The organism is Tardiphaga sp. 709, assembly GCF_032401055.1.
GTDB lineage: Bacteria > Pseudomonadota > Alphaproteobacteria > Rhizobiales > Xanthobacteraceae > Tardiphaga.
The window spans coordinates 2,279,052-2,301,581 of record NZ_CP135529.1 but is presented as its reverse complement, the minus strand read 5'-3'; the positions used below and the strand labels follow the sequence as shown (position 1 = coordinate 2,301,581).

Annotated in this window: 19 protein-coding genes and 1 pseudogene; 10 read left to right on the top strand and 10 right to left on the bottom strand. The window is 57.5% G+C overall.

Going from position 1 to position 22,530, the window contains the following annotated elements; genetic code table 11:
- Positions 1-45 precede the first annotated feature (45 nt).
- Positions 46-1,014 carry a Bug family tripartite tricarboxylate transporter substrate binding protein gene (locus RSO67_RS11450; protein WP_184511727.1) on the top strand — a complete coding sequence of 323 codons (969 nt, stop codon included), beginning with the start codon at positions 46-48 and terminating at the stop codon, positions 1,012-1,014.
- Between the two features lie 29 nt (positions 1,015-1,043).
- Here the strand turns inward: RSO67_RS11450 and RSO67_RS11445 are convergent, their stop codons facing one another.
- A complete protein-coding gene (locus RSO67_RS11445; protein ID WP_315844224.1) occupies positions 1,044-1,895 on the bottom strand; it encodes a GntR family transcriptional regulator in 852 nt (283 codons plus the stop codon).
- Positions 1,896-2,113: 218 nt separating this feature from the next.
- Complete coding sequence (locus tag RSO67_RS11440; protein ID WP_315843554.1) at positions 2,114-3,790, bottom strand: FAD-dependent oxidoreductase; 1,677 nt, start codon at positions 3,788-3,790, stop codon at positions 2,114-2,116.
- 121 nt (positions 3,791-3,911) lie between these two features.
- On the opposite strand from RSO67_RS11440, the gene RSO67_RS11435 reads away from it, so the two are divergent.
- Positions 3,912-4,469, top strand: a complete 558-nt coding sequence (locus RSO67_RS11435) for a MarR family winged helix-turn-helix transcriptional regulator (RefSeq protein WP_315843553.1) — start codon at positions 3,912-3,914, stop codon at positions 4,467-4,469.
- A gap of 206 nt (positions 4,470-4,675) precedes the next feature.
- On the opposite strand, the gene RSO67_RS11430 is transcribed toward RSO67_RS11435, so the two are convergent.
- Complete coding sequence (locus tag RSO67_RS11430) at positions 4,676-5,614, bottom strand: LysR family transcriptional regulator (RefSeq protein ID WP_315843552.1); 939 nt, start codon at positions 5,612-5,614, stop codon at positions 4,676-4,678.
- A gap of 127 nt (positions 5,615-5,741) precedes the next feature.
- On the opposite strand from RSO67_RS11430, the gene RSO67_RS11425 reads away from it, so the two are divergent.
- The 5 genes from RSO67_RS11425 (at position 5,742) to RSO67_RS11405 (ending at position 10,468) form a co-directional block, all read left to right on the top strand.
- Positions 5,742-6,782 (top strand): LLM class flavin-dependent oxidoreductase, encoded by a 1,041-nt coding sequence (locus RSO67_RS11425; protein ID WP_315843551.1) that lies wholly within the window; start codon positions 5,742-5,744, stop codon positions 6,780-6,782.
- A 99-nt stretch (positions 6,783-6,881) separates the two neighbouring features.
- Positions 6,882-7,496 carry an NAD(P)H-dependent oxidoreductase gene (locus RSO67_RS11420; protein ID WP_315843550.1) on the top strand — a complete coding sequence of 205 codons (615 nt, stop codon included), beginning with the start codon at positions 6,882-6,884 and terminating at the stop codon, positions 7,494-7,496.
- 38 nt (positions 7,497-7,534) lie between these two features.
- A complete protein-coding gene (locus tag RSO67_RS11415; RefSeq protein WP_315843549.1) occupies positions 7,535-8,320 on the top strand; it encodes an alpha/beta fold hydrolase in 786 nt (261 codons plus the stop codon).
- Positions 8,321-8,394: 74 nt separating this feature from the next.
- Positions 8,395-9,357 (top strand): Bug family tripartite tricarboxylate transporter substrate binding protein, encoded by a 963-nt coding sequence (locus RSO67_RS11410; protein WP_184511722.1) that lies wholly within the window; start codon positions 8,395-8,397, stop codon positions 9,355-9,357.
- 250 nt (positions 9,358-9,607) lie between these two features.
- Complete coding sequence (locus tag RSO67_RS11405; RefSeq protein WP_315843548.1) at positions 9,608-10,468, top strand: dioxygenase; 861 nt, start codon at positions 9,608-9,610, stop codon at positions 10,466-10,468.
- Between the two features lie 518 nt (positions 10,469-10,986).
- Here RSO67_RS11405 and RSO67_RS11400 read toward each other — a convergent pair.
- The 6 genes and pseudogenes from RSO67_RS11400 to RSO67_RS11375 all read right to left on the bottom strand — a co-directional run bounded on the left by RSO67_RS11400 (position 10,987) and on the right by RSO67_RS11375 (position 16,554).
- Entirely contained in the window at positions 10,987-12,024 is a 1,038-nt protein-coding gene (locus tag RSO67_RS11400) for a GlxA family transcriptional regulator (RefSeq protein ID WP_315843547.1), read from the bottom strand.
- A gap of 308 nt (positions 12,025-12,332) precedes the next feature.
- On the bottom strand, positions 12,333-13,355 hold the full coding sequence (locus RSO67_RS11395) for a GlxA family transcriptional regulator (protein ID WP_315844223.1): 1,023 nt from the start codon (positions 13,353-13,355) through the stop codon (positions 12,333-12,335).
- 309 nt (positions 13,356-13,664) lie between these two features.
- Positions 13,665-13,979, bottom strand: a complete 315-nt coding sequence (locus tag RSO67_RS11390; RefSeq protein ID WP_315843546.1) for a nitrile hydratase accessory protein — start codon at positions 13,977-13,979, stop codon at positions 13,665-13,667.
- Positions 13,980-13,986: 7 nt separating this feature from the next.
- Positions 13,987-14,606, bottom strand: a pseudogene (nthA, locus tag RSO67_RS11385) (nitrile hydratase subunit alpha).
- Entirely contained in the window at positions 14,606-15,337 is a 732-nt protein-coding gene (nthB, locus tag RSO67_RS11380; protein WP_315843545.1) for a nitrile hydratase subunit beta, read from the bottom strand. Before nthB ends, nthA begins: the two are co-directional and overlap by 1 nt.
- A 161-nt stretch (positions 15,338-15,498) precedes the next feature.
- Positions 15,499-16,554, bottom strand: a complete 1,056-nt coding sequence (locus RSO67_RS11375; RefSeq protein ID WP_315843544.1) for a GTP-binding protein — start codon at positions 16,552-16,554, stop codon at positions 15,499-15,501.
- A gap of 94 nt (positions 16,555-16,648) precedes the next feature.
- On the opposite strand from RSO67_RS11375, the gene RSO67_RS11370 reads away from it, so the two are divergent.
- Positions 16,649-18,331 carry a methyl-accepting chemotaxis protein gene (locus RSO67_RS11370; RefSeq protein ID WP_315843543.1) on the top strand — a complete coding sequence of 561 codons (1,683 nt, stop codon included), beginning with the start codon at positions 16,649-16,651 and terminating at the stop codon, positions 18,329-18,331.
- Between the two features lie 56 nt (positions 18,332-18,387).
- On the opposite strand, the gene RSO67_RS11365 is transcribed toward RSO67_RS11370, so the two are convergent.
- Entirely contained in the window at positions 18,388-19,737 is a 1,350-nt protein-coding gene (locus RSO67_RS11365; RefSeq protein WP_315843542.1) for a sigma-54 interaction domain-containing protein, read from the bottom strand.
- Between the two features lie 224 nt (positions 19,738-19,961).
- Here RSO67_RS11365 and RSO67_RS11360 point away from each other — a divergent pair, with 224 nt between their 5' ends.
- Both RSO67_RS11360 and RSO67_RS11355 read left to right on the top strand, forming a co-directional pair.
- Positions 19,962-20,792, top strand: coding sequence for an alpha/beta fold hydrolase (locus RSO67_RS11360; protein WP_315843541.1), 831 nt, complete (start codon positions 19,962-19,964; stop codon positions 20,790-20,792).
- 13 nt (positions 20,793-20,805) lie between these two features.
- Positions 20,806-22,428 (top strand): MFS transporter, encoded by a 1,623-nt coding sequence (locus RSO67_RS11355; protein WP_315843540.1) that lies wholly within the window; start codon positions 20,806-20,808, stop codon positions 22,426-22,428.
- Positions 22,429-22,530 lie beyond the last annotated feature (102 nt).

The following is a 22,530-nucleotide window of genomic DNA, read 5'->3' as shown; positions in this document are numbered from 1 at the left end:
TCTTGCAGAAGCGCCGTTCTCAAGACCAGTCCTGGGGAGGAACGTATGGGAAAATTGACAAGACGTGCCGTAATTGCCGGGGCTTTGACGATGCCCTTCGCCGCCAAAGCCCAAGAGTGGCCTTCAGGCCAGATGAAGTTTATCGTTCCATTTCCTGCGGGAGGAACGCTCGATGCGATCGCGCGGTTGGTCCAGCCTGCATTGCAGCAGCGACTAGGGACAACGATCATTATTGAAAACCGTGCTGGCGCTGCTGGCAGTATCGGTGCTGCTGCGGCAGCTAAATCGCCACCGGATGGTCGAACCTGGCTGTTTGTGTTCGACACGCATGCGACCAACCCGGCAATGCAGCCAATGCCGTTTGATTCCGAGACAGATCTCGATCCAGTTATGCTAGTTGGCACGGCCCCTAACATCGTGGCGTGCGGGCCTTCGCGTCCATATCAAACGCTGGCCGAACTCATTGCCGCCTCGAAAGCTAAGTCAGGTGGGCTCACCTTCGCATCAGCAGGAACTGCTAGCCTTGGCCATCTGACCATGCTGCAGCTTGCCAAACGTTCTGGCGCTCAATGGACGCACGTGGCCTACAAGGGTGCTGCTCCTGCGGTGAACGACGCGATTGGCGGTCACGTCGATATGATCATTGCTGCGACAACGGTGCTCAACAGTCAGATCGAATCCAAGATGCTGCGTCCACTCGCCCAAACGGGGGCCGCGCGACACCCGACCCTATCCGATGTGCCAACGCTCGTTGAAAGCGGTTATCCCGATCTGGATGCGACGCCGTGGTGGGGCCTCTATGCGCCTGGCAAAACACCGACGCTGATGATTCAGCGCTTCAATGCTGAGATGGTTGCTGCTCTCAAGGAAGAAAGCGTTGCGCAGAAGCTAAAGGCCATGGGGCTCACGATAGTGGCAAGCGATCCTGCATACATGCGACGTTTCTATACGAAGCAGGCACATGTCTGGGGCCAGGTAGTCCGGGATAACGGCCTCAGGGCCGAAGGGGGATGATATTCACCTGGAAAGATTGATTTCGATTGTTACACGGTCACCCGTCCCACAGGATTGCTTGGCTGCAGATCTCGCCTCGGACGTCCCCGAGGCCGCTTGGCACGCAGAGCCGCCTCGGCATCGAGCGCAGCCTGACGCGTCGAAGCGGCTGCGAGTTGCTCCAACACTTTCAGAGTCGCTTCCGCACCTTTGTTGACATGATTGACTGCCGCGTTCCACGCTGCCTGTGGGTTCTTTTTGACAATCGCATCGATGATTGCGTGAACCTCAACGGCGTTTTCGCGGAGCCGTTCGGGTTGTGAGAGAACGATTGGCCGCAGATAGCTCAAGCGAGCTCGGATAACGTCCACGAAGCCCTTTGCAACGACATTCGAGCAGATGCTCATCAAGAATTCATCGAGAAGATTTTTGAAGCCAAGGACCTTTTCGACACTGCCGGTCTTAAACGCCCGATCAAGTTCGCGTTTTAGTTTGAGCAATTCCTTGATCTGCGGTTCTGTGATCTCTTCCGCGACGCTTCTCGCTGCTAATCCTTCCAGAACCGCTCTCACGTCGTAGTGCTGACGAGCTTCGTCGGGCGAAACCTGTGCAACGACTGGTCCCTGATTGGGGATGTTGTCTACAATTCCTTCAGCCTCTAACTGCCTCAGAGCCTCGCGCACGGCAGTTCGGCTCACGCCGGTCCAGGAACAGAGCTCAGCCTCCTTAAGCCGCTCTCCTGGCCGAAATCTGCCCTCGATGATCGCGGTCCGTAGATTGCTGGCGACTTGTTGTCGAAGAGGCGCTGCCGTAACCGGCACGCGTTGCACCTTAGAGCTTTTCACCCAATTGTTCCTGTTTCCGTCTCTAATTAAGTCACACAATACTATGCTATTATTCATTTTGCCACACCGGCAGACCGCAGCCGTAACGACGAAGCCGACTAGGCGGCGTTTGGCCGGTACGGTACCGATCGCCGACAACTGGAGTTCTCCAGCGTCGCGGGCGCCATCCGCTCACTCAGGTGCTTGCGACAGAACGCCATTGGGTTCGCGTATCTCCGACGTCGTGAAGCGCGCGGGGGCAGCGTGGCCTTATTTGGGGAGTCGCCCCAGCGTTTTCAGGCGATCGCAGGCATATCGACAGGATGGCCGGTGACTGTCGAGAGTAGCCCAGTCGGATCTGGAATAGAATTTCCGCGCCAAGCAACGATCTGGTCTGGACGGACTAGTGCAAAATCTGCCTCGTAAAGTTCGCGCACTGCCGGTTCGGCGATGTCCACCACTTCTAGTTCGAGGCCTGCGGTCCGCGCGGAACTGATCAGCCCGGAGCTCGCGGCATTGTCACGTCCCATACGCAGTAGCGTCCATTCAAAGCCGAAGACATCGAACAACGACTTGTTTTGATCCAGCCAGATATGTGGCGCGCGGCCACCGGGGCAAGCCGTCGGTACGTAGAGGTTGGCCGTGTCGGGCGGCGGCTGCGTACCATCGGCGATGATAATGGCCGACCCGTCATAGCGCCCGCCAAAGGTCACGCCGGGGATATTGAACTCAGCTCGAGCGTGAGCTTCAAGATGAGCCCCCGCGATCTCACGGGCCTTGGCACCTTCAGGCTCATCTACCTCGATCTCCGGGACCGGCAGAAACAGGCCCAGGGAATCCGCTAATCTGCGCGCATAGCCCGTGTTCCGGATCGCCACCGGCCGTCGCTCGACCTCGTAGGTCGCAAGCAAATCAGGGCCACCTTGACCTTTCAATGTTGCAGCCAGCTTCCATCCCAGATTGACAGCATCTTCAACAGCCGTGTTGTAGCCGAGCCCGCCGGTCGGCGTGAACAGGTGGACGGCATCCCCCCCGAGGAAAACGCGTCCCTTTTGAAAATGATCGGTCACAAGCGCGTGCCCGGCGGTCCAGTTGCCGCGTGACAGAATCTCGGCCTGCACCGGCGCGCCGACAGCTGCCTGGAACATCGCCAGTGCGTCGGCGTCGGTGATGGTGTCGGGATGCTCATGGGCGCGCAGCTGCGTGTGGAAGGCAAACTCGCCCTTACCATCGACAGCAGTCATGAAGGCGCGACGATCGGCATTGAAGGTGACGTTCATCCACGCCGGCGGGTGCGGAACCAGATTATAGAATTCGACGGCGCGCAGATAGATCGCATACATCTGCCCGCCCATGAAGTCGCGGATAACGCCAGTTTCGCCCTGATAGGAAAATCCGAGTTGATCGCGCACCATGCTTCGTGGACCGTCGGCACCAACGAGATACTTCGCCGTCACCTCTTTACGCTGTCCATCCGCAATGCTTTCGATCACGGCATCGACGTGACTGCCTTCATCATGGAACGATACAAGTTTCCAACTATAGTTCACAGAGATACCGGGCAATTTCTCCGCGTGCGTACGGAGGGTCGCCTCAACGTATTTCTGTGACACGCGGTGGGGGAGTTCCGCCGCACTCCACGAACCGGACAGGCCACTTACCTGAGCACGTGCCTGATTGGCCGAAGGCAGTTTATATCGAGCAAGCTCGTGCCCTGCATACCTTGTAAAATAGGCAATGTCGGTTGGGAATTCCGGAGGCATCCCGAGGGCACGAATCTCATCGGCAAATCCTAATCTGCGGAAGTGCTCCATCGTTCGAGCCTGGGTCGCATTGGCTTGTGGGTTGAAGGCCGTTGTCGGCTTGGCATCGACCAGGATCGCATCTATTCCCCGCCTACCCAGTTCATTCGCAAGCATTAAGCCACACGGCCCACCGCCAACGATCAATACGGACCAAATTTCTGCGGGCATCCTCATTTCCTCACGACCGACAATATAGGAAGGTAGCATGACTATTCTGTCAAGTTCTTGTCTGCGCGAGAATGCGGGGCTCTAAAGTTCGTTTCAGATTGTCGTTGAAAGGCTGAATGACGTGGGCATCAAAAAAGAAGTCGTACAACTCCTCAGGCGTGCACCAGCGCGTCTTACTTCAACGAAACAAGTGCCGGTCAAGATGCGGGCAACAAAGTCGCCCCGCGATGTTGATAGTTGGCGCCACGATAATGTCGGCCGCCTGATGAACAGTGCGATTCGGCGCTTTGAAGCCCGCGTGCTCGAAATCATGAAGGACGCCGGTTACCGAGATACCCGTATTTCCCACGTCAATTTGACTCGAAACCTTGATCGGCCCGGCACCCGGGTCACCGAATTGGCGAAACGTTCCGCGATGACTAAACAGGCCATGGGCGAGCTTGTGGATCAGTGTGTTCTCATGGGGCTCGTCGAGCGCGTGCCGGATCCAGCGGACGGTCGCGCTCGCACGGTCCGGTTCACCAAGGCCGGTCTCGAATGGCTTGATGCGTTCAGAAAAGCGGTTGACCAGGCTGAGTTGGAAATGGGCGACGAAATCGGCCAGCCAAGGCTCGAAAGCATCAGGGTTGGGTTGGCAAAATACGCCGTCCGACACGACTCTTTACGCCAGGCGGACTAGGTCGTGCTTGCACAAGCTCCGATCCAGAGACGCGCTGAGGCAGGCCGAGGCGGCCGCCTGAGCAAATTTGTCGAGCGCTAATAGGCTGCAGGCAAGGGCAGGCGCTTGAAGACCCCGCGCGGCATCACGCCCTGGGAAGTTATCTGCACGGCCTGGGCAACGAGCCAAGCGTAGCGTCGCGAGACGCAGCCGGATACGGAAAGAGGCTACCCAATTTTCATTTGTGAAGCTGGGGTCCGTTCAACCTCGGAAGCGACATCGATGATTATTTCGCGTAACCAAACCAGCGCCGGATCGGTGTGAAAAGATGCCGGCCATTGAAGAGCCTCCCGAAATGCGGGGATGCGTATCGGTGCGCGCAAAAGCTTGAGGGGAAAGTTTCGCGAAAAGATCGCCGCGAGCCGATGATGCATCGTCGCGATACGGTCGGTCCCGATTACCATAGCCGCCATCGCGGTGAAATTAGGCGCGATGACCTCGATCCGCCGTTTGTGACCAAGTCGCACAAGCGCCCGTTCATCGAACGATATTCCCCCCATCAATCCGAGTTGAGCCGTAATGTGCCCAGCCTGAAGATAGCGTCGGAGCGAGATCGAACGGCCTATCTGTCGGCTTCCTTGCCAGGCAACGCAGCAGAATTCGTCGGTGAACAAAGGTTGGCTCGGATGACCTTCGATCAGATTGGTATCTGGGACCACTGCGAAATCGACCTCTCCTCGCTGAAGCTGATCGTCCACGCTGTCGCTGAACGGAAGAATCTCGAGGCGAATGCCCGGCGCGGCGTTATAGATACGCTTCATCACGGGATGCATCAGCACGATGCTCGCATAATCTGAAACGACCAGACGAAAACGTCGCTCCGAACTCGCCGGGTCGAATTTAGGGCGGGAAATCAGATTAGCCCGAATTTGCAGCAGAATCTCTCGGGTGGGCTTTTCGAGAGATTGCGCCAACGGCGTGGGGACGAGCTTCCGCTGCGATATCGTGAAGATCTCGTCGTTAAAATATTCACGTAATCGGCCGATGGCAGCGCTGGTCGCCGGTTGGCTGAGGTGAAGACGGCGACTGGCGCCAATGACGCTCCGCTCTTCGAGGATCGCATCGAGAGCGATGAGGAGATTGAGATCCAACCCTTCGAAACGCATCGGTCATATCCATTCTGCAAATATCACGGATAGATATAATCGATTTTTCAAATCCCGGAACCCCGAGTAACGAAGTTGCAGGGCCCTAACGCCTTCAAAAAAGAATACGCTCGGGAAGGAACGCATCTTGATCAAACCTTGGATCTTCGAGTTCATGCAGGCCCCAACTCCTGACGAGGGGGCCGCTCTACCGGGTTTAGTGAGCGCCGTATTCCAGGATGGGAACGCGTTCTGGCTCGAAGCCGAACGGCTCGGATTCGAGGGAATCTTCTTCAGCGAGCATCACTTCGGTCACTCGTTGAGCCCATCTCCTAATCTTCTGATCGCCTCCATTGCCGCCCAAACCAGCCGGCTTCGGCTAGGAACGATGGGGTTGGTCGTGCCGTTCTACGAGCCGTGGCGCATCATCGAAGAATTGACAATGCTTGACCATCTGACGAATGGACGCCTCGAAATCGGCTTCGCGGCCGGCGTTCCTCAGGAACTGCAGCGGATCGGCCTCGGAATGGAGGAAGGCCGCGAGCGGTTCAACGAGGCTCTCGAGATACTCGACGCTGCTCTGACGAACCCCGTCATCAGCCATAGCGGGAAGTACTGGAAGATCGAGAAGTTGAGCCTCATGCCGGGCGTGTTCCGGCAACCCGCACCACCCAAATGGACGACCGTCGTAAGCGATGGATCGGCTAGGAAATCGGCGCAACGACAATCCAAAATCTGCACGGGTTTTGAATCCGTCGGTCGGATATCCGAGATCTTCGATGTCTATAGGAACGAATGCGTCGAACTGGGACGACCGGCACTCCCCGAGCAGCTCGCGATCCGACGCAATATCTCGATTTCGCGTGATCCCTCCGAGGCAAGAGAGGAGGCCCGGGCCGCAAGGGAGGCTACGCTGAAGATCGTGGCTGGCGACCCGCGCGTCGTCGAGCGAGTCTCGTCTCTGCTCGACGCTCCGCGCGCCGGAGCGGGCTTCACGGTTCACGATGACGACTACATCGCGGGCACACCGTCGCAAGTTGCCGAACAGATCATCGATCAATGCCGTAGATGCGGTGCAGGCCACTTCCTTGCGATGCTTGGCAGGAGCAGTTCACCGCGTCGCCGGGAATCTCTCGCGCTTTTCGGCGAGGAGGTCTTGCCGCAAATGCGGGAAGCTCGGATCCGTTGATCCACCCGTTCGGTCGCGCAACCGCCAGCGGCCTCAAGTCAGGCGGTTGGCGTATCGCCCGCGCCGCGAAGAGATCTTCTCGAAATGCAGGAGCACAAGATGATCGAAGACAGGCCGCTCATCGTCGGCATCGGCGGCACCCCGCGGCCCGGTTCGTCGTCTGAACGGGCGCTCGCGATCAGTCTCCGTGCGGCCAAGGAAAATGGCGCGAGGACGATGCTTCTCTCGGGAGCGGAGCTGTGCCTGCCGATGTACGCTCCTGGGCAGCCGCATTCCGACCAGGCACTACGACTCCTGACGGCACTTCGTGAATGCCACGGGATCATCATCGCGTCACCAGCCTATCATGGATCGATATCGGGATTGATCAAGAACGCTCTGGACTATGCCGAAGAGCTGAGGAAGGACACCCGGGCCTATCTCGATGGAATTCCGGTCGGCTGTATCGCATGCGCCGGCGGATGGCAGGCGGTCGGGCAGACACTGGGAGCGCTGCGGACAATTGCCCATTCTTTGCGGGGCTGGCCGACCCCCTTCGGCGCGACGTTGAACACATCCACGGCTTTGTTCGATGCCGAAGGCAACTGCACCGATATGGCGACCCAGCGTCAGCTCGAGACGGTCGGGCACCAAGTCATCGAGTTCGTTCACATGCGGCATGCCGGTAGGGAGATCGCCTGGTCACCTCCGGCGATCTCCGCAGCCGGACCATAGTTGGGCGCATCGCGCGGCAGATCCGCTAGGAGGTAGATGTGAAGTTCGAAACGATAAGACACGACATAGACGGCGTCGACACGGTGATAAAGGTCATCGGGGAGGGGCCGGCCGTGTTGGCGCTTCATGGCGCAGCGACGATCGAAGGCTACGAATGGGCGCGCGGTCTAGCCGATAGATTTCGGATCTATCTGCCCTTCCATCCCGGCTTCGGAGAAAGCGGGCCCGCACCTCATATTTGCGGCATGCAGGACCTGATTGTTCATAATCTCCGACTCGTCGCGTCCCTTGGCCTGGATCGTCCGCACCTCGTAGGCCACTCAATGGGTGGTTGGATGGCGGCGGAGATGGCGGTGGTCGCCGGCGAGCGGTTCGCCCGCCTGGTGCTCAACGCGCCTGCGGGACTTAACCATCCCGATCATCGCGCCACCGATGTGAGCAAAGTGCCTCCAAACGAGCTGCCGCAGTATCTGGCGCATCGCACCGAAATCGCACTCCGGTACTTTCCGGGTGGCGCGCTGGCACCTTCCCCAGACGACTTTCTTGCGACACGTGCAAAGGAGGGCGAGGCGCTTAGCAATATTCGGAAGTGTCACGGAGTTGGGCATCCAAATCTCGGCCGATGGCTCAGCAGGATACCCAACGAGACACTTCTGTTCTGGGGCGAAAAGGACCGGGTGGCTCCTGCAAGCCAGGCAGCGGTATGGGCGCGAGCGATTCCAAGCTCCCGAATTCATATCGTGCCCGACGTCGGGCACCTCGCTCTGCAGGAAGATCCAGCCTGCGTTGCGGCCTTGGGCGATTTCCTCGCGAACTCAACGTAGTTCCTCGGTCATTTCTCGATGAGCGACCGAAGACAAAAGCCGACCGTTATAAAAAAAGCATTAGGGAGATTAACATGAGAGCGATCGTCATCGCGCTCGCTTTCGTCGCGGGCCTGACATCTACGTCTTTGGCGCACGCCTGGCCTACTCGACTTATTCGACTTGTGGTCAACTTTCCGCCAGGAGGCGCGGCCGACTTGCTCGCACGCCTCGTAGGCCAGAACCTCACGGAGGCGTTTGGCCAGCCGGTGGTCGTCGAGAACAAGAGCGGCGCCAACGGAAATCTTGGCGGGGAAACGGTGGCCCGAGCTGAGCCCGATGGCTACACCTTGCTTATGTCTTCGGGTAGCATGGTCGCCATCAATCCGCATCTATACGCCAAAATGTCTTTCGATCCATCGAAGGATCTTGTTCCCGTCGCCTCCGTCGCGCGTGTCCCATTCTATCTGGTCGTTCGGTCGGAAACATCGTCGCGCGATTTCAATGCCTTTCTGGCTGATCTTCAGGTCAACCCCGGAAAACGCAATTTTGGATCGCCAGGGGTCGGCAGTTCTCCGCACCTGGCGGCGGAAATGTTGAAGAAGATGACGGGCACGGATGCCGTGCACGTGCCCTACCGGGGCGCAGCGGCTGCGCTTAACGACCTACTTGCGGGGCAGATCGACTTTCTGTTCGACCCTGGCATCGCGATGGAGCATGTGAAGGCCAATAGGCTACGCGCGCTCGCAATTGGAAGTTCCAAGCGCTCGCCTCAGCTTCCCGACGTGCCAACGCTAGAGGAAGTTGGCCTTGTAGGGTTTGACGCGGACGCCATCTTCGGCGTGTACGCACCCTCTGGAACCCCTCGCGATATCGTTACACGCTTGAATGCCGCCATCAACAGCGCCCTCGCAACTGATGCTTTGAAGGACCGCATCATTGCGGTCGGAAACGTGCCAGCTCCAATGTCGCCCGGAGAGTTCGGGGAAAGGGTTCGCGAAGATTCTCTACGGTTCGGCGCGATCATACGGGAACGAGGAATCACAGCCAGCAACTAGAGCAAATCCAGTCTTTAGCGGATCGGCTTTGGCACCTGCTGCTGCTTCAGGCTCAAGGCTGGATCGCACGGCGAGTGGCCGCCTTGATGCAAGACCAGTCAGCGCCGTCAAGGACACCGACGGTTCTTGGTCGATTGAGGTGCCAGGAGATCGTAGGAGGGCGATCCGCTATGCAGGCATAAATTTGGCAGATGTGCAGCGCCGAGCGTTCAAGCAACGCTGGCTGCACCCGACGACGAAAGGACAACGTATGACCGGATTCTTCACCGAAGAATTTTCCGTCGAAGCCGTAAATGGCCGAATGGGAGAGCGCGTCCATCCGCGCCTCGCCGAAATCATGGGATCGCTGGTTCGTCACCTACACAGCTTTGCGAAGGACGTTCACCTGACGACGGAAGAATGGGAATTCGCCATCGATTTTCTCACCAAGACAGGCGGTATTTGCACCGAGGATAGGCAGGAGTTCATTCTCTTGAGCGATACGCTTGGCTTATCCATGCTGGTGGATGCGCTCAATAACCGCCGTCCACCTGGCGCAACTGAAAACACGGTTTTGGGCCCATTCCATGTGGTAGGCGCGCCAGAGCGCAAGATGGGCGACAAGATCACACTCGATGGCAAGGGGGAGGCGTGCTTGTTCGAAGGCCGGGTGATCACTACCGATGGTGATCCGATCAGCGAGGCGCGGATCGACGTTTGGTCTGACAACGCCGATGGCTTCTATGACGTTCAGCAGCCCGGTACTCAGCCGAAATGGAACAACCGTGGGGTGTTCAGAACCGGCATCGACGGGTGCTACAGTTTCGTCGGTATCAAGCCAGTCTCATACCCGATCCCAAACGATGGTCCGGTAGGGCAGATGCTGGAGAGCTTGGGGCGTCACCCGTACCGGCCTGCACACATGCATTACATCGTCACCGCGCCAGGCTATCAAAAGATAGTGACGCATACTTTCGTTGGCGACGATCCGTACATCACGTCCGACACCGTGTTCGGTGTCAAACAAACGCTCGTCGCGCCGTTTGAACGGATCGACCACGAACACGCAATCTGGCGATCCAAGTTCGATTTTGTCCTCGTCCCAGCGGCGGAGACCGCTTCTACGCTGTGATCTCCGGTGTCATGGCGGTTCATCGAATGACGATGCGGCGCTGAACCGCTAGATAACGGGACGCCGGTGCTTCGCGCGCTGATCGAAGGCCTCAAGTGCGCCGCCGCAACGTCTCACCAAAAATGTCATGGTCCGCGTCGCACGCGGCTGTATATGCTGTGCCGCGGAGCGGAACTCCGTGGCGACCGCCGTCTGTTACGTACTCGAAGTCATCTTGAATCGACATCTTGCTAGAGCTACGGCGTCCCGGGGCGCCGCAGGTGTAATGTGCCTGGGCCGACCTCGTTCACCGATTGACGTCAACTACGACTCTTCCACGGATCTGCATGACCGGAACCGAGATCGTGCACATATCCTATCGCGTCGAAGCTTCTGAGAGCTTTTGAGGCGATGGACGACATCTCGGTGTCACATGACCGTCAAAACGACTGCGGCGAAACGATTGTATCGTATCGCACTCTCGACCGTGGGCGTAGTTGATGGCCTTTGATCTCTGGAACGACCATCAACTCCAGAAACTATATCCCGTCACAATTGACTGCCGCATGGTTGAAGTTCTGCCGGTATTGCAAAGGAGGCGCCTGGAAGACGCGTATGAATGCACGCCGCATGTTAGCCGGGTTACGGAACCCAACCCGATGAGAAATTTGCTGGACGGATAGCGGTGTCGTTTCGAGAAGGATGCGCGCCGCTTCGACCCTGATGCTTTCGACGAAGCGGGCGGGGGTCGTCATCATCTCATCTATGAAAACGCGACTGAAATTCCTTGGACTCATCGCTGCACGCTTGGCAAGGGCCTCGACCGAAAGATCGACGGTGAGATTGTCTAAGGCCCAGTCCATGACTTGGTTGATTTGAGTATTTCGGATCGACTGCGCCTTGAGAAATTCGCTGACCTGAGGCAGGGTGCCGGGCCTCCTTAGGAAAACGACGAGTATCTTGGCGACATCCAGAAATGTCGTTTGGCCACAATCGGTTTCGATCAGGTGGAGACAAAGGTCTATCCCAGCCATTCCACCGACCGCAGTGTAGTAAATGCCATCGCGAACGAAGAGCCTGTCCGGCTCCACGCGAACTTTTGGAAACATCGTCGAGAACTGCTCCGTATGATCATGGTGCGTCGCGGCCCGGCGTCCGTTGAGGAGACCGGCCGCTGCCAAGGCGAACGTTCCAGTGCAGGTTGAACAGATCCGGCGCGCGGAAGGTGCACATCGGATAAGCCAGTCGACCAAAAGCGGGAAGTTGTTTCCAGATTTGTGAAGATCCTGACTACCTGAAACCAGTATGGTGTCGTAGGCGATATCCAAATCCGGTCCGAGAACCTTGTCCGGTAGCATGCGAACGCCGGATGAGCTCACGATTGGTCCAGGCGCTACACCGATCAAATCGACGTTGTAGCGACTTCGCGTTGCGTTTGACTTGCTGGCTTCGTTGAAGGCGTCGCTCGGCCCGATGAAATCGATTGCGTTGGATCCGTTGACGGCCACGATTCCAACCCGCAATGCCGGACCATTGTTACTGTGGTGTTCTTGAGGGGGCTGAGTGATGATCGCCATCGATGAATGCCTCGGCGTTCAATGATCTGAGATCGCTACCGGGCACACAGATCCACTCCCGTCGGCCGAAGCAGCGTCGGATTTCGGGACAGCAGCGTTGCAATGACCGTTCGATGGCGCCGAATGTAAGCTATCCGTCACGATTTGGCGGCCAAAGTTACGTCAGTGTCGGCCATTTGCGGTTCAGATGCAGCTATGTGTAGGGGTGATCGGAAGGCTTAGAGTTGCGCAAATTCTGCCACTTCAGCCTGATGATGCAGCCCGGGGCGGCGTGCTGGCGCCTCTACCTACCGTAACAGCATACGGTTTTAGCCGGACGTTTGAATGGATTTTGGCCTGTTAGATCTCGGATGGTCGATCGGGACATGATTGGTGCCAGTCCATGCACTTCGAAATCGAAGCCGATATTCAGCGGGCCCAACACCAAGGTTTCTGATGAATGCTCTCCTCATGCCGTCAGCGTTGCCGAAGCCACAGCGCATAGCGATCTGCTGCATTGACTTCCCACCCTCTTCAAGCAATAGCCGGGCCGCATCCAGCCTCGCTGCGTCTACGAATTCAGTGGGTGTCATATTCATTTCCTGGCGAAATACGCGCGTGAAATTTCGAACGCTCATGCTGGCCTGCGCCGCCAGATTCTCGGCAGAAAGTGACGCCGCGAGATTGTCGAGAATGTGTTGCTGAACCTGCCGGATTTTGGTCTTTCCAGACATTTGAGCAGCAAGATGTGCGCTGAATTGTGATTGACCGCCTGGGCGCTTCAGGAACATGACCATGTAGCGTGCTACGACTAGTGCCAGCTCTCGCCCATAATCCTCCTCGACCAGAGCAAGCGCCAGATCCATTCCGGCGGTAACGCCGGCGGTGGTACACAGATTGCCGTCTCGGATGAATATCTGATCGGAATCAATATTGAGGTCTGGATATTCGGCCCGAAGACGTGCCGCGCATTCCCAATGAGTTGTCACGCGTTTTCCCGCAAGCAAGCCCGCTGCTCCGAGAAGGAAAACGCCCGTACAGATCGAACCGAGGCGTCGTACCGTACCGGCTCTGCGCCGCAACCATTGGACCATGGCAGGATCGATCGTTGCAAATGACGGATCGCCTCCAACAAGGAGCGTGTCGATCGGTTGGTCGGGATCGAAGATGTGCCGGTCCGCCACGAAGCGCAGCCCGCCTGTTCCGCGGATGGGATCAGCCGATCCGCCGATCACTTGCACAGTATAGGCATTCGGATCTCCAAGCCGCCTGGCTGCCTCCCAGAACACTTCGGCCGGGCCTACGATGTCGAGCGACTGAACCCCTGGCGGAGCAAGCAAGGCTATGCGCATCATCAATCCTCAAATGAGAAAAATCGGTAAGCAATTCTCATACCCCCTGTCGTGCATTAAGCCGTCACTTTCGGCCAAATCGACGCGGAATTCGGACTCTTGTGCGACAATTGAGGCTCCAACCTTTCATTGTAGGTATGGGAGCAGGGGCGACTGATCGGTAGGAGCCTCGGCAGCCGCTTTCAACGACGGGCATGGCCAATCCGGCTATGATGCGGCGTTGCTCGCTATCACGGGCATTATAGTCTTGCAGCCCTGTTGGTCCGAAGCACCAGCTTGGATGTCATCCGCCAAACGACGCGATGCTGATCAGGGGGCCAGTGTGGCTCGGCCATCGAGGCCGGAGCGTTTCACCATCGTCTCGAGTGCGGTGAGCCAGATTTCATAGTAATCCCAACTCGGGTCAGACGTGTCGTGGGTAGCTTCCCACGCGACGATCGTCGATATCAGCTCCGAACGAAAGTCGTCCCATTCGAATACCCCCTGCTTGGAGAGCGCTAGCGCCATACCGAACGCTTGGCGCTGCCAGGGCGCACCGAAGCAGAGGCTTCCGTTATCCTTGGGCGGCATGTCGGATTGTCCCAACATGGCGCCCATGGCGAAATGCTCGAAGCTTGTCTGCATTGTTGCCTCAAGCGCCGGGCGGTTTGACGATGGCGACGCCCATCATCGACTCCGGTGTGACGAGAGCAGCCAATTGCTCTTCGCTAAACCCGTCCGTGCCCGCCGGTCGCTCCGGAACCACAAACCAGCGAATATGGGCGCTGCTGTCCCAGGTTTTGATCTCCTTGCCTGGGTCTACGTCCAGGCCGAACTCTCCGAGCACCTTCCGCGGTTCACGCGCAGCCCGCGCGCGGAAGGAAGGGTCCTTGTACCAATAGGGCGGAAGGCCGAGGATCGGCCACGGGTAGCACGAACAGAGCGTGCAGATAATGAGATTGTGCACTTCCGGCGTGTTGACGGCCGCTTTCATATGCTCGCCTTCAGCACCGGCACCCTTGGTTGCGAAGTTCATTTGCTCGACAGCGGCCATGGTATCTTGGGCGAGCAGTATCTTAAACGCTGGATCGACCCACGCCTTCGCAACGAGTTTGGCCCCATTGAACGGGCCCATCTCGGTCGCGAAGATCGCCATGATCTTGTCGACGGTCTCACTCGTGATCACGCCCTTTTCGATCAGAAGCGCCTCGAGCGCGCGCGCGCGCCCGCGTTGGTGGCTTCGCGGTCCCTGGAATACTCGAAACGGTCCATTAGAGGTTCCTCAGTGTGGTAGCAGGCTCGAGGTAGGCCTCAAAGAGGTCTGCGTAGAAGGTGAAATTCGTCTCGGTGTTGCCCGGCCAGAGATCCTCAGGATCGAACTTGACGCAATAGACGGGCATCGCCCTCCCAACTCCGTCAACGCCGGTGTCGCAAAGATAGGTGTAGGCGTCGGGGTAAACACTATCGATGAGGCCCACCTTATTCCGGAGATGGCCGGGCAGGCGCGTGTGGTCGACCGATTTCGGGTCGGCGACACGAACGGCGTTCCCGACCGCGAAGAGGGGTGGGACTGGCCGCTCACGTCTCGGATCATCTCCGGTCATCAGATATTTCCGCACCCGAGCATCCACCGCGACGTCTCCGCCCATCGGCAGCGCGGCAGATGACGACAGAAAGGCCGCTGTACGCGCGTCGAGGTCGGCCTGGCTGATATACCCCTTCGCGACGAAATATTCCGAGATGCCGCCAAGCCATTTCTCGTAATAGCGGAATTTAAAGTAGTCGAACGGGTTCATGGCCTCCGCGCCCTTGCGCAGATCCGCCCAAGTCCACTCGGTGTTGAACGTGCTTGGGGTGGCTTCGAGGTCGAGTTGCGGGCTCAGCGCCATCATCGCTGTATGGATGCCGAAGATGCGCTCCTCCCAGGGTTCCACGAAGACTCGTGTTTCGAGCGAGATCGGATCGAGGCCTTCGAGGCCTCCGAGGTAATGCTGCAATTTCATACGGTAGTTCGCTTTCCTTCAAAATCGCCGCTTGCAGCCGGAGGCTGACGGATCCGGAGCCGAGCCGACCTCCAGGTCAGACAGCAGCGCGGCGTCCACCGAGCTACGCGATCAACTAAGCGACAAGGCTTGCGTCTGGTTGGGTCAGGCCAGCAATGTCATTACGAGATCTGAACAGCATCGAGTCCTCTTCCAATAAAGACGATCGCGCTGATGCGGGGCTCACTGCCCGCCCACGGCCGCCCTGGACGGCCTTCGAGCGTCATATGGACACCATGGAATACCCAACGCCGCGCTTCGCCGGTCAACGACAGAATGCCCTTGCAGCGTAGAAGGCGGTCTCCGTTCTGTTGAACGAAAGCGTTTAGCCATTTGAAGAATCGAGGACCGTCCACGGAGCGCTCTTCGCGGACTTCCACGCTGATCACGGACGTGTCGTGCTCGTGCTCGAGGTCGGAGAGCAGCAGCGGCTCGATGGCCAAGCAGTTCTTCAGATCGAAAGCCTTGACGTCGACGATCGAGGCGACGTTCAGCCGACCCTCGATCGGGGCCAACACGCGCGCCATCGGATTAATGGCCCGGATCGTCGCCTCGCATTTGGCGAGACGGCCTTCTTCGGCCAGATCTAACTTGCTAACCACTACGATGTCGGCAAAGGCGATTTGCTCGGCCGCAATGTTTTCGCCGGTGCTCTGGTCGGCCAGCCACCGATCAATATGGGTGGCGTCGACCACCGTCACGACGGCGTCGAGCATGGTTTTGGTTGATAGCACTTCGTCGACAATGAAACTCTGAATGATTGGGGCGGGATCGGCCAGCCCTGTCGTTTCGATGAGAATGCGGCGGATCGGTTTCGTTCCGGACAGCAGATTAGTAATCGTCGTAACGAGATCTGTTCGGACAGTGCAGCAGATGCAGCCGTTATTGATCTGGAGGATCTCCTCGTCTACGCCGACGACTAGCTCGGCATCGATACTGATGGCACCGAACTCATTCACGATGACGGCCGAATCCGCCATTAGTCCGCTTTCGAGGAGTTGATTCAGTAGGGTCGTCTTGCCCGACCCAAGAAATCCAGTGAGGATAGTGACTGGAATTTTCTGTGACATTCCGATCGGCCCCTGTGCTTTGTTGTACCACTTCGTGGCAAAGGCTAGTTTTGTGGTGAGGGTGATCGCAACTTCGGTGAACGTGCAAATTCTGCCAAATAGCGTCACTAATATGCGCTGTGACTGCAAGAGCCTCGATACTTAAACGTCTGGTAACAGGGCTGGAACAATCTGACGATCATTTTTTGATCGAGGGATTCCAATGTCTGTTCGTGGTCTGAGAGTCAAGTTCCTCGTTATCATCGGCATAGCGCTAACGGGCATGATCACTCTGGTACCGATCGCGCTATACAACATCCGCAGCCAGATGATGACCGATAGGCAGGCCAAGATCCAGCATATGGTCGACATCGGGCACGGCATCCTGGCGCACTATCAAAAGCTTGAAGGTGACGGCTCGCTTGGCCGCGAGCAGGCTCAGGCTGCTGCACTCGCAGTGATCAAGGGGCTTCGCTACGACAAGGTCGAGTTCTTCTGGATCAACGACATGGCCCCCAACATGATCATGAGCCCCGCCAAGCCTGAGCTCGATGGCAAGCCGGTCGGAGACCTGAAAGATCCGAGTGGAAACTACCTTTTTCGTGGTTTTGTCGACGTCGCACAGAAGCAGGGGGAGGGCTTCTACGGTTATCTGTGGCCCAAGCTCGGCTCCGAGCAGCCAGTCTCCAAGCTGTCCTATATAAAAAAATTCGCGCCTTGGGACTGGATCATCGGGACCGGCATCTATCTTGACGATGTCGATGCAATCTTTCGACACACTGCCTGGACCTTCGCGTGGATTTGCCTTGGGTTACTCGTTCTGGTCCTTGCCATTTCGCTGGCGATCAGTCGGACCGTGACGCAGTCGCTCATCACGATCACCTCTCTTACCGAGAAGCTCGCTGCGGGCGAAGATGAATTCGAGGTGCCATACACAAACCGCCGCGATGAAGTCGGGAGTCTCGCCCGCGCCTTGCGCGTATTCAAGGAAAACACGACCGCTGTTCGTATGATGCACGGCGAACAGCAAAAACTCATGCAAAGAGCGGATGAAGACAAGCGTGGGGCTATGCTGGAACTTGCCGGAAAGTTCGAGACGAGCGTCGAAAGTGTTGTGCGGGAGGTGTTCTCCGAGGCGAGTGAAATGCAGAAGGCTGCCGAGAGTATGTCAGAGAGCGCCGATCGTGCGAACGGGCGTGCGAACTCGGTTGCCGAAGCATGCCACGAAGCATCCGGGAACGTGCAGATGGTTGCCTCAGCCGCCGGTCAATTGTCGGCTTCGATAAACGAGATAAGTCTTCGCGTCACGCAGGCAGCCCAAGTTGCCGACAAGGCCGCTAACGACGGGCAGCGTGCCAATGCAACAGTACAGGGGCTCGCTGCGGCAGCCTCCAAGATCGGTGAAGTGATTGGGCTCATTAATAACGTTGCCGCGCAAACCAACCTGCTCGCGCTGAATGCCACAATCGAGGCGGCGCGCGCCGGCGAAGCGGGAAGGGGCTTTGCTGTCGTGGCCACCGAGGTGAAGTCGCTCGCAACGCAGACGGCCAAGGCGACTGACGAAATTAGTGCGCAAATTACGTCGATACAGGCCGAGACTTCGTCCGTGGTCGGTAACATTCAGAATATTCTCGCGACCATAAACCAAGTCAATGAGATCTCATCTTCGATCGCGTCAGCAGTGGAAGAGCAGGGCGTCGCAACTCAGGCTATTGCACAAAACGTTCGGGACGCAGCTTCCGGAACGAACCGGGTTTCGCAGAACATTTCTGACGTCAATGCCGCGACGTCAGAAACCGGACTCGTGGCGGGCACCGTTGTTGCGGCGAGCGCGCGCTTGACCGGCAAGCTGCGGTCGTTGCAGGCCGAAGTCAGCGGCTTTGTCGCCAGTATCAGGGCGGCATAGAGCAGGACCAGGGCGGCCTGAGGGCCTAAGACCGCCTCAAGCTCCGGGATCTATCGCTACGGGTTTTGTTCTCGCATGAGGCGATAAAGATGTCCGCGGCTGATACCCAGCAGCTCGGCGGCGCGGCGCTTGTTGCCGCCGGATTGCTCTAATGCGGCCCGGATTTCCGTTGCCGTTTGGGATTGGATGCGCTGCTTAAGCGGTCGCGACGCGCTGTCCGCGTCCTGTTGAAGCCGTGGAGGTGCGGCGGCCATCATCAGGCGACCGGTAACGATGAAGCGCGTGAGCACATTTTCCAGCTCTCGAACATTCCCGGGCCAGTGGTGTGCAACAAGAGAGATGATCTCATTCCGGTCCAATTGCGGCGGCGCGGCGCTCAACCGAGTCGCGATCCGCCTCAACAACTGTCGAGCGAGAAATTCTATGTCGTCCCGATCGCGAAGGGGAGGTACGTCGATCGGCAATACGCCAAGGCGATAGTAGAGGTCCTGCCTGAAACGACCCACGCGAGCGAGCTCGGGAAGTGATTGATTGGTTGCGCAAACCACGCGGGCATTGACGGCAACCGGCGTCGTGCCACCGACGCGCACCATCTCGCTGGTCTGAATAACGCGTAGTAAACTGCCCTGAAGATGCAGTGGCATATCGCCTATTTCGTCTAGTAATAGCGTGCCGCCGGAGGCCAGCTCGAACTTTCCCAATTTTCCGCGACTGCGCGCTCCGGTGAATGCACCACCTTCATAGCCGAATAATTCCGCCTCTATTAGTTCGCTCGGGATCGACGCGCAATTGATCCAGACGAAGGGACCTTCGGATCGGCTCGAATGCGCGTGGATGGCATGGGCAGCCAATTCCTTGCCGGAGCCAGTTTCACCAGAAATCAAAACTGGAAGGTCGTGCCCGGCGACGACTTCAAGCGAATTTCGGTAGGCATCCATAGTCTCGCCTTGGCCAATGATGTCGCTGATGCTGAACCGTGAACGCCACGGCTTGTTACCTTGAGGCAGCGCTAGCTCAGATTGTGTGGCCCGTCGGAAAGTTCTTTTCAGGGTGCCGAGATCCGAGAAGAGCGCGAGGCCGACCGCGCCAATGATGCGGCCGTCCTGAAGGACGGGAACCTGTCTTGTGATCAGTTGATGGCCGCGCACCTTCAGGGGATAGCCAACATGGCTCCCTTCCCCTCGTGCCACGAGATGAAGCTTGGTTTGTGGTCCCACCACATCGGTTATGTGCCGCCCCACGAAGTCTTCCGCCGCCCCCCCTAGGAGCCTGCAATAGGGCTGGTTGATCAAGACGACCGTGCCGGAAGTATCAACTGCAACGAGACAGTCCGACACGTGATCGAGAACAAGCCTCAAGAAGCCTGCTTCCTCAGACGATCCGGCAATCCACTGTGAAAGGACCATTCCAGCCTCACACGTCGAAGTGTCACAAATATGCGACAACGAGGTGGCAAAAATGAGACAATATCGTTGCTATCAGCAAACGTCAAATCGTCTGACGTTCTTGAGAATTGGCAATTAGTGACGCGATAACAGCGCCGTACGATGTCTCAGCCTCCGAGCGGCCGACATGGCACGGACTTTGCGAAACTCCCACAGCATAAGACAACCGCCCTGGGAGGAGCGAAATGATACGTAATGGAACTATCGAAATTGGAGATGCCATCGTGCAGGTGTCGGGGGAAGGAATTCCCTTGGTGTTCGTGCACGGCTTCACAACGACCGCCGAGTTCTGGCGCGAACAGGTCGAAACATTCTCGGCCCGGCACCGAATAGTGCGCATCAATTTGCCTGGTCATGGCCCTTCGCGGCATCCCAGAGACCGAAGCTACACGATCGAGGCCTTCGTTGAAGACGTGCTCCGGGTGTACCGAGCATTGGAAATTGATGTGTCCATTCTTGTAGGGCTGTCGATGGGAGGGACTGTAGCCCAAAGTTTCACGCTCACGTACCCGGAACTCGTGCGAGCACTCGTGCTTGTAGGTGCCACGCCGCACGGGTTAGGTGCGGACGTTAACGTCAATAACGTGCTTAAAGCCATTGATGATTTGGGTGTAGCCGTAGCGAGTCAGAATGTCATCGAACGATCATTCGGCTCTGCTGCAGGTTCTTGGCTCATCGAGTTTGCCAAGAACGAAGTTGCACAAACGCCGGCATTCGTTGCGCGTGAAGCGATAGCTTCGCTCAATGCGTCGGACAGCCGCCCAAGGTTACAAGAGATCCGCGTGCCAACGCTGGTCGTCGTCGGCGACGAGGACATCATCACCCCGCCGAGCGAATCGCAGGCCTTGGCGGAGGGCATTCTCAATAGCCAGCTCGAAATCGTAACTAACGCGGGCCACTTCCCGATGCTTGAGCAGCCGGATGCGTTCAATCTTTTGTTAGGCGCTTTCCTAACGCGGCAAGAAATTGAACTGCAACATACGAGCGCGAGTACTCACGCGCGACAAAACGTTTAAGCGGGAGGAAAAAATGTCCATTCAAGCAATCACATCAGGGACCACATCTGCTTCCCACCACCTTGATCGGGATAAGAAACGTATCGTCTTTGCGGCAGCACTTGGCACCGTTTTCGAATGGTATGACTTCTTCATCTACGGCTCTTTGGCTGCATTTTTCAGTACGCTGTTTTTCCCGAAAGGCAATGAGACGGCGGCGTTGCTGGCCGCATTGGCGACCTTCGGCGCAGGCTTTGTGCTTCGCCCGTTTGGGGCGGTCGTCTTCGGACGGCTCGGCGATCTCGTCGGTCGCAAGAAAACATTTCTCGTGACCATGCTGGTAATGGGACTCGCCACTGCGGCCGTCGGCTTGCTGCCCACGTTCGAGACTTTAGGCTGGTGGGCTCCGGCAATTTTGGTTGGCTTGCGTCTGCTGCAAGGGCTTGCCGTTGGCGGAGAATTCGGGGGCGCCGTAACATATGTTGCTGAGCACTCTGATTCCGACAAGAGAGGCTTTACGACAAGCTGGATTCAGATCACCGCTACGCTAGGCTTGTTCCTCTCGCTGGCGGTAATTCTTTTATGTCGCTATTCGATGTCGGTAGAGAGTTTTGCGAGCTGGGGTTGGCGTATCCCATTCGTCGGATCAATCGGCCTTCTGGTTCTTTCTTTGTACATACGTCTCAAACTTCACGAGTCGCCTGTGTTCCAGCAAATGAAGGCTGAGGGTAAAGGTTCGAAAAATCCGATCGGCGATACGTTTGGTGATCCTCGCAATCTGCGCCTGGTGCTTGTTGCCATCTTCGGCGTCGTAGCTGGCCAGGCGGTGATCTGGTACACCGGGCATTTCTACAGCCTCTATTTCATGACCACGACACTGAAGATGAGTCATGAGCAGGCCAATACGTACTTGCTGGCTGGGCTCGCTCTCGGAACTCCGTTCTTTCTGTTCTTTGGCTGGCTATCCGACAAGATCGGACGAAAGTGGATAGTGGTCACCGGGTGCGCATTATCCGCCGTCCTGATCATGCCTCTCTTCCAGGGGTTGGCAACTTACGGCAATCCGGCGCTTGCGGAGTTCCGAGCTAGGACCTTGGTAGTGATTCACGCAAACGATTGTAGCGAGGATCAATCCTTGTTCGGTCAGCTCTTTAGTCCCCTAGCCACGAAGGAGTGCACTCGGGTGAAAGCACTCCTGACTTCCCGCGCCGTTCCTTACGCTGTAAAAGCCGATTCAGCGTCCCTATCTGTTCAAATCGGCGATCAGCCAGCTATGGCTTTCGATGAAGCCAAGCTTCTCAAAACGCTGAACGAAAGCGGCCTGCCGTCAGCGAAGGCTCCGGCGGAGCCTAACGCTCCTATGGTCATCGCCGTGCTCTTCGCCTTAGTGTTCTTAGCGACGATGGTTTATGGGCCGCTCGGAGCTCTGTTGGTTGAACTGTTTCCTGTCCATATCCGATACAGTGGTGTCTCTGTCGCCCTGCAGCTCGGCAACGGCTGGATCGGAGGCTTCGCGCCGTTTGTCGCAACGGCAGTCGTCATTGCCACGGGCAATATTCTCGGTGGACTTTGGTACACGGTGGTGATTGCCGGGCTGACGGCCATTATTGGAGCCCTGTTCCTACCAGAAACCCGCGGCCGAGATTTAAGTACCTGATCTACCATTGTCGCAATGGTGGCGTGGAGAATTCTCCACGCCACCACCTGCTATAGCAACAAGGCGTGTCTGCGATGGCAGCTCGCGACCCTTTGAGACGAA

Coding starts and splice junctions, on each gene's coding strand:
- RSO67_RS11450 (WP_184511727.1), top strand. CDS start 46: ATGGGAAAATTGACAAGACGTGCCGTAATTGCCGGGGCTTTGACGATG.
- RSO67_RS11445 (WP_315844224.1), bottom strand. CDS start 1,895: ATGAATAATAGCATAGTATTGTGTGACTTAATTAGAGACGGAAACAGG.
- RSO67_RS11440 (WP_315843554.1), bottom strand. CDS start 3,790: ATGCCCGCAGAAATTTGGTCCGTATTGATCGTTGGCGGTGGGCCGTGT.
- RSO67_RS11430 (WP_315843552.1), bottom strand. CDS start 5,614: ATGCGTTTCGAAGGGTTGGATCTCAATCTCCTCATCGCTCTCGATGCG.
- RSO67_RS11420 (WP_315843550.1), top strand. CDS start 6,882: ATGATCGAAGACAGGCCGCTCATCGTCGGCATCGGCGGCACCCCGCGG.
- RSO67_RS11410 (WP_184511722.1), top strand. CDS start 8,395: ATGAGAGCGATCGTCATCGCGCTCGCTTTCGTCGCGGGCCTGACATCT.
- RSO67_RS11405 (WP_315843548.1), top strand. CDS start 9,608: ATGACCGGATTCTTCACCGAAGAATTTTCCGTCGAAGCCGTAAATGGC.
- RSO67_RS11400 (WP_315843547.1), bottom strand. CDS start 12,024: ATGGCGATCATCACTCAGCCCCCTCAAGAACACCACAGTAACAATGGT.
- RSO67_RS11395 (WP_315844223.1), bottom strand. CDS start 13,355: ATGCGCATAGCCTTGCTTGCTCCGCCAGGGGTTCAGTCGCTCGACATC.
- RSO67_RS11390 (WP_315843546.1), bottom strand. CDS start 13,979: ATGCAGACAAGCTTCGAGCATTTCGCCATGGGCGCCATGTTGGGACAA.
- nthB (WP_315843545.1), bottom strand. CDS start 15,337: ATGAAATTGCAGCATTACCTCGGAGGCCTCGAAGGCCTCGATCCGATC.
- RSO67_RS11370 (WP_315843543.1), top strand. CDS start 16,649: ATGTCTGTTCGTGGTCTGAGAGTCAAGTTCCTCGTTATCATCGGCATA.
- RSO67_RS11365 (WP_315843542.1), bottom strand. CDS start 19,737: ATGGTCCTTTCACAGTGGATTGCCGGATCGTCTGAGGAAGCAGGCTTC.
- RSO67_RS11360 (WP_315843541.1), top strand. CDS start 19,962: ATGATACGTAATGGAACTATCGAAATTGGAGATGCCATCGTGCAGGTG.
- RSO67_RS11355 (WP_315843540.1), top strand. CDS start 20,806: ATGTCCATTCAAGCAATCACATCAGGGACCACATCTGCTTCCCACCAC.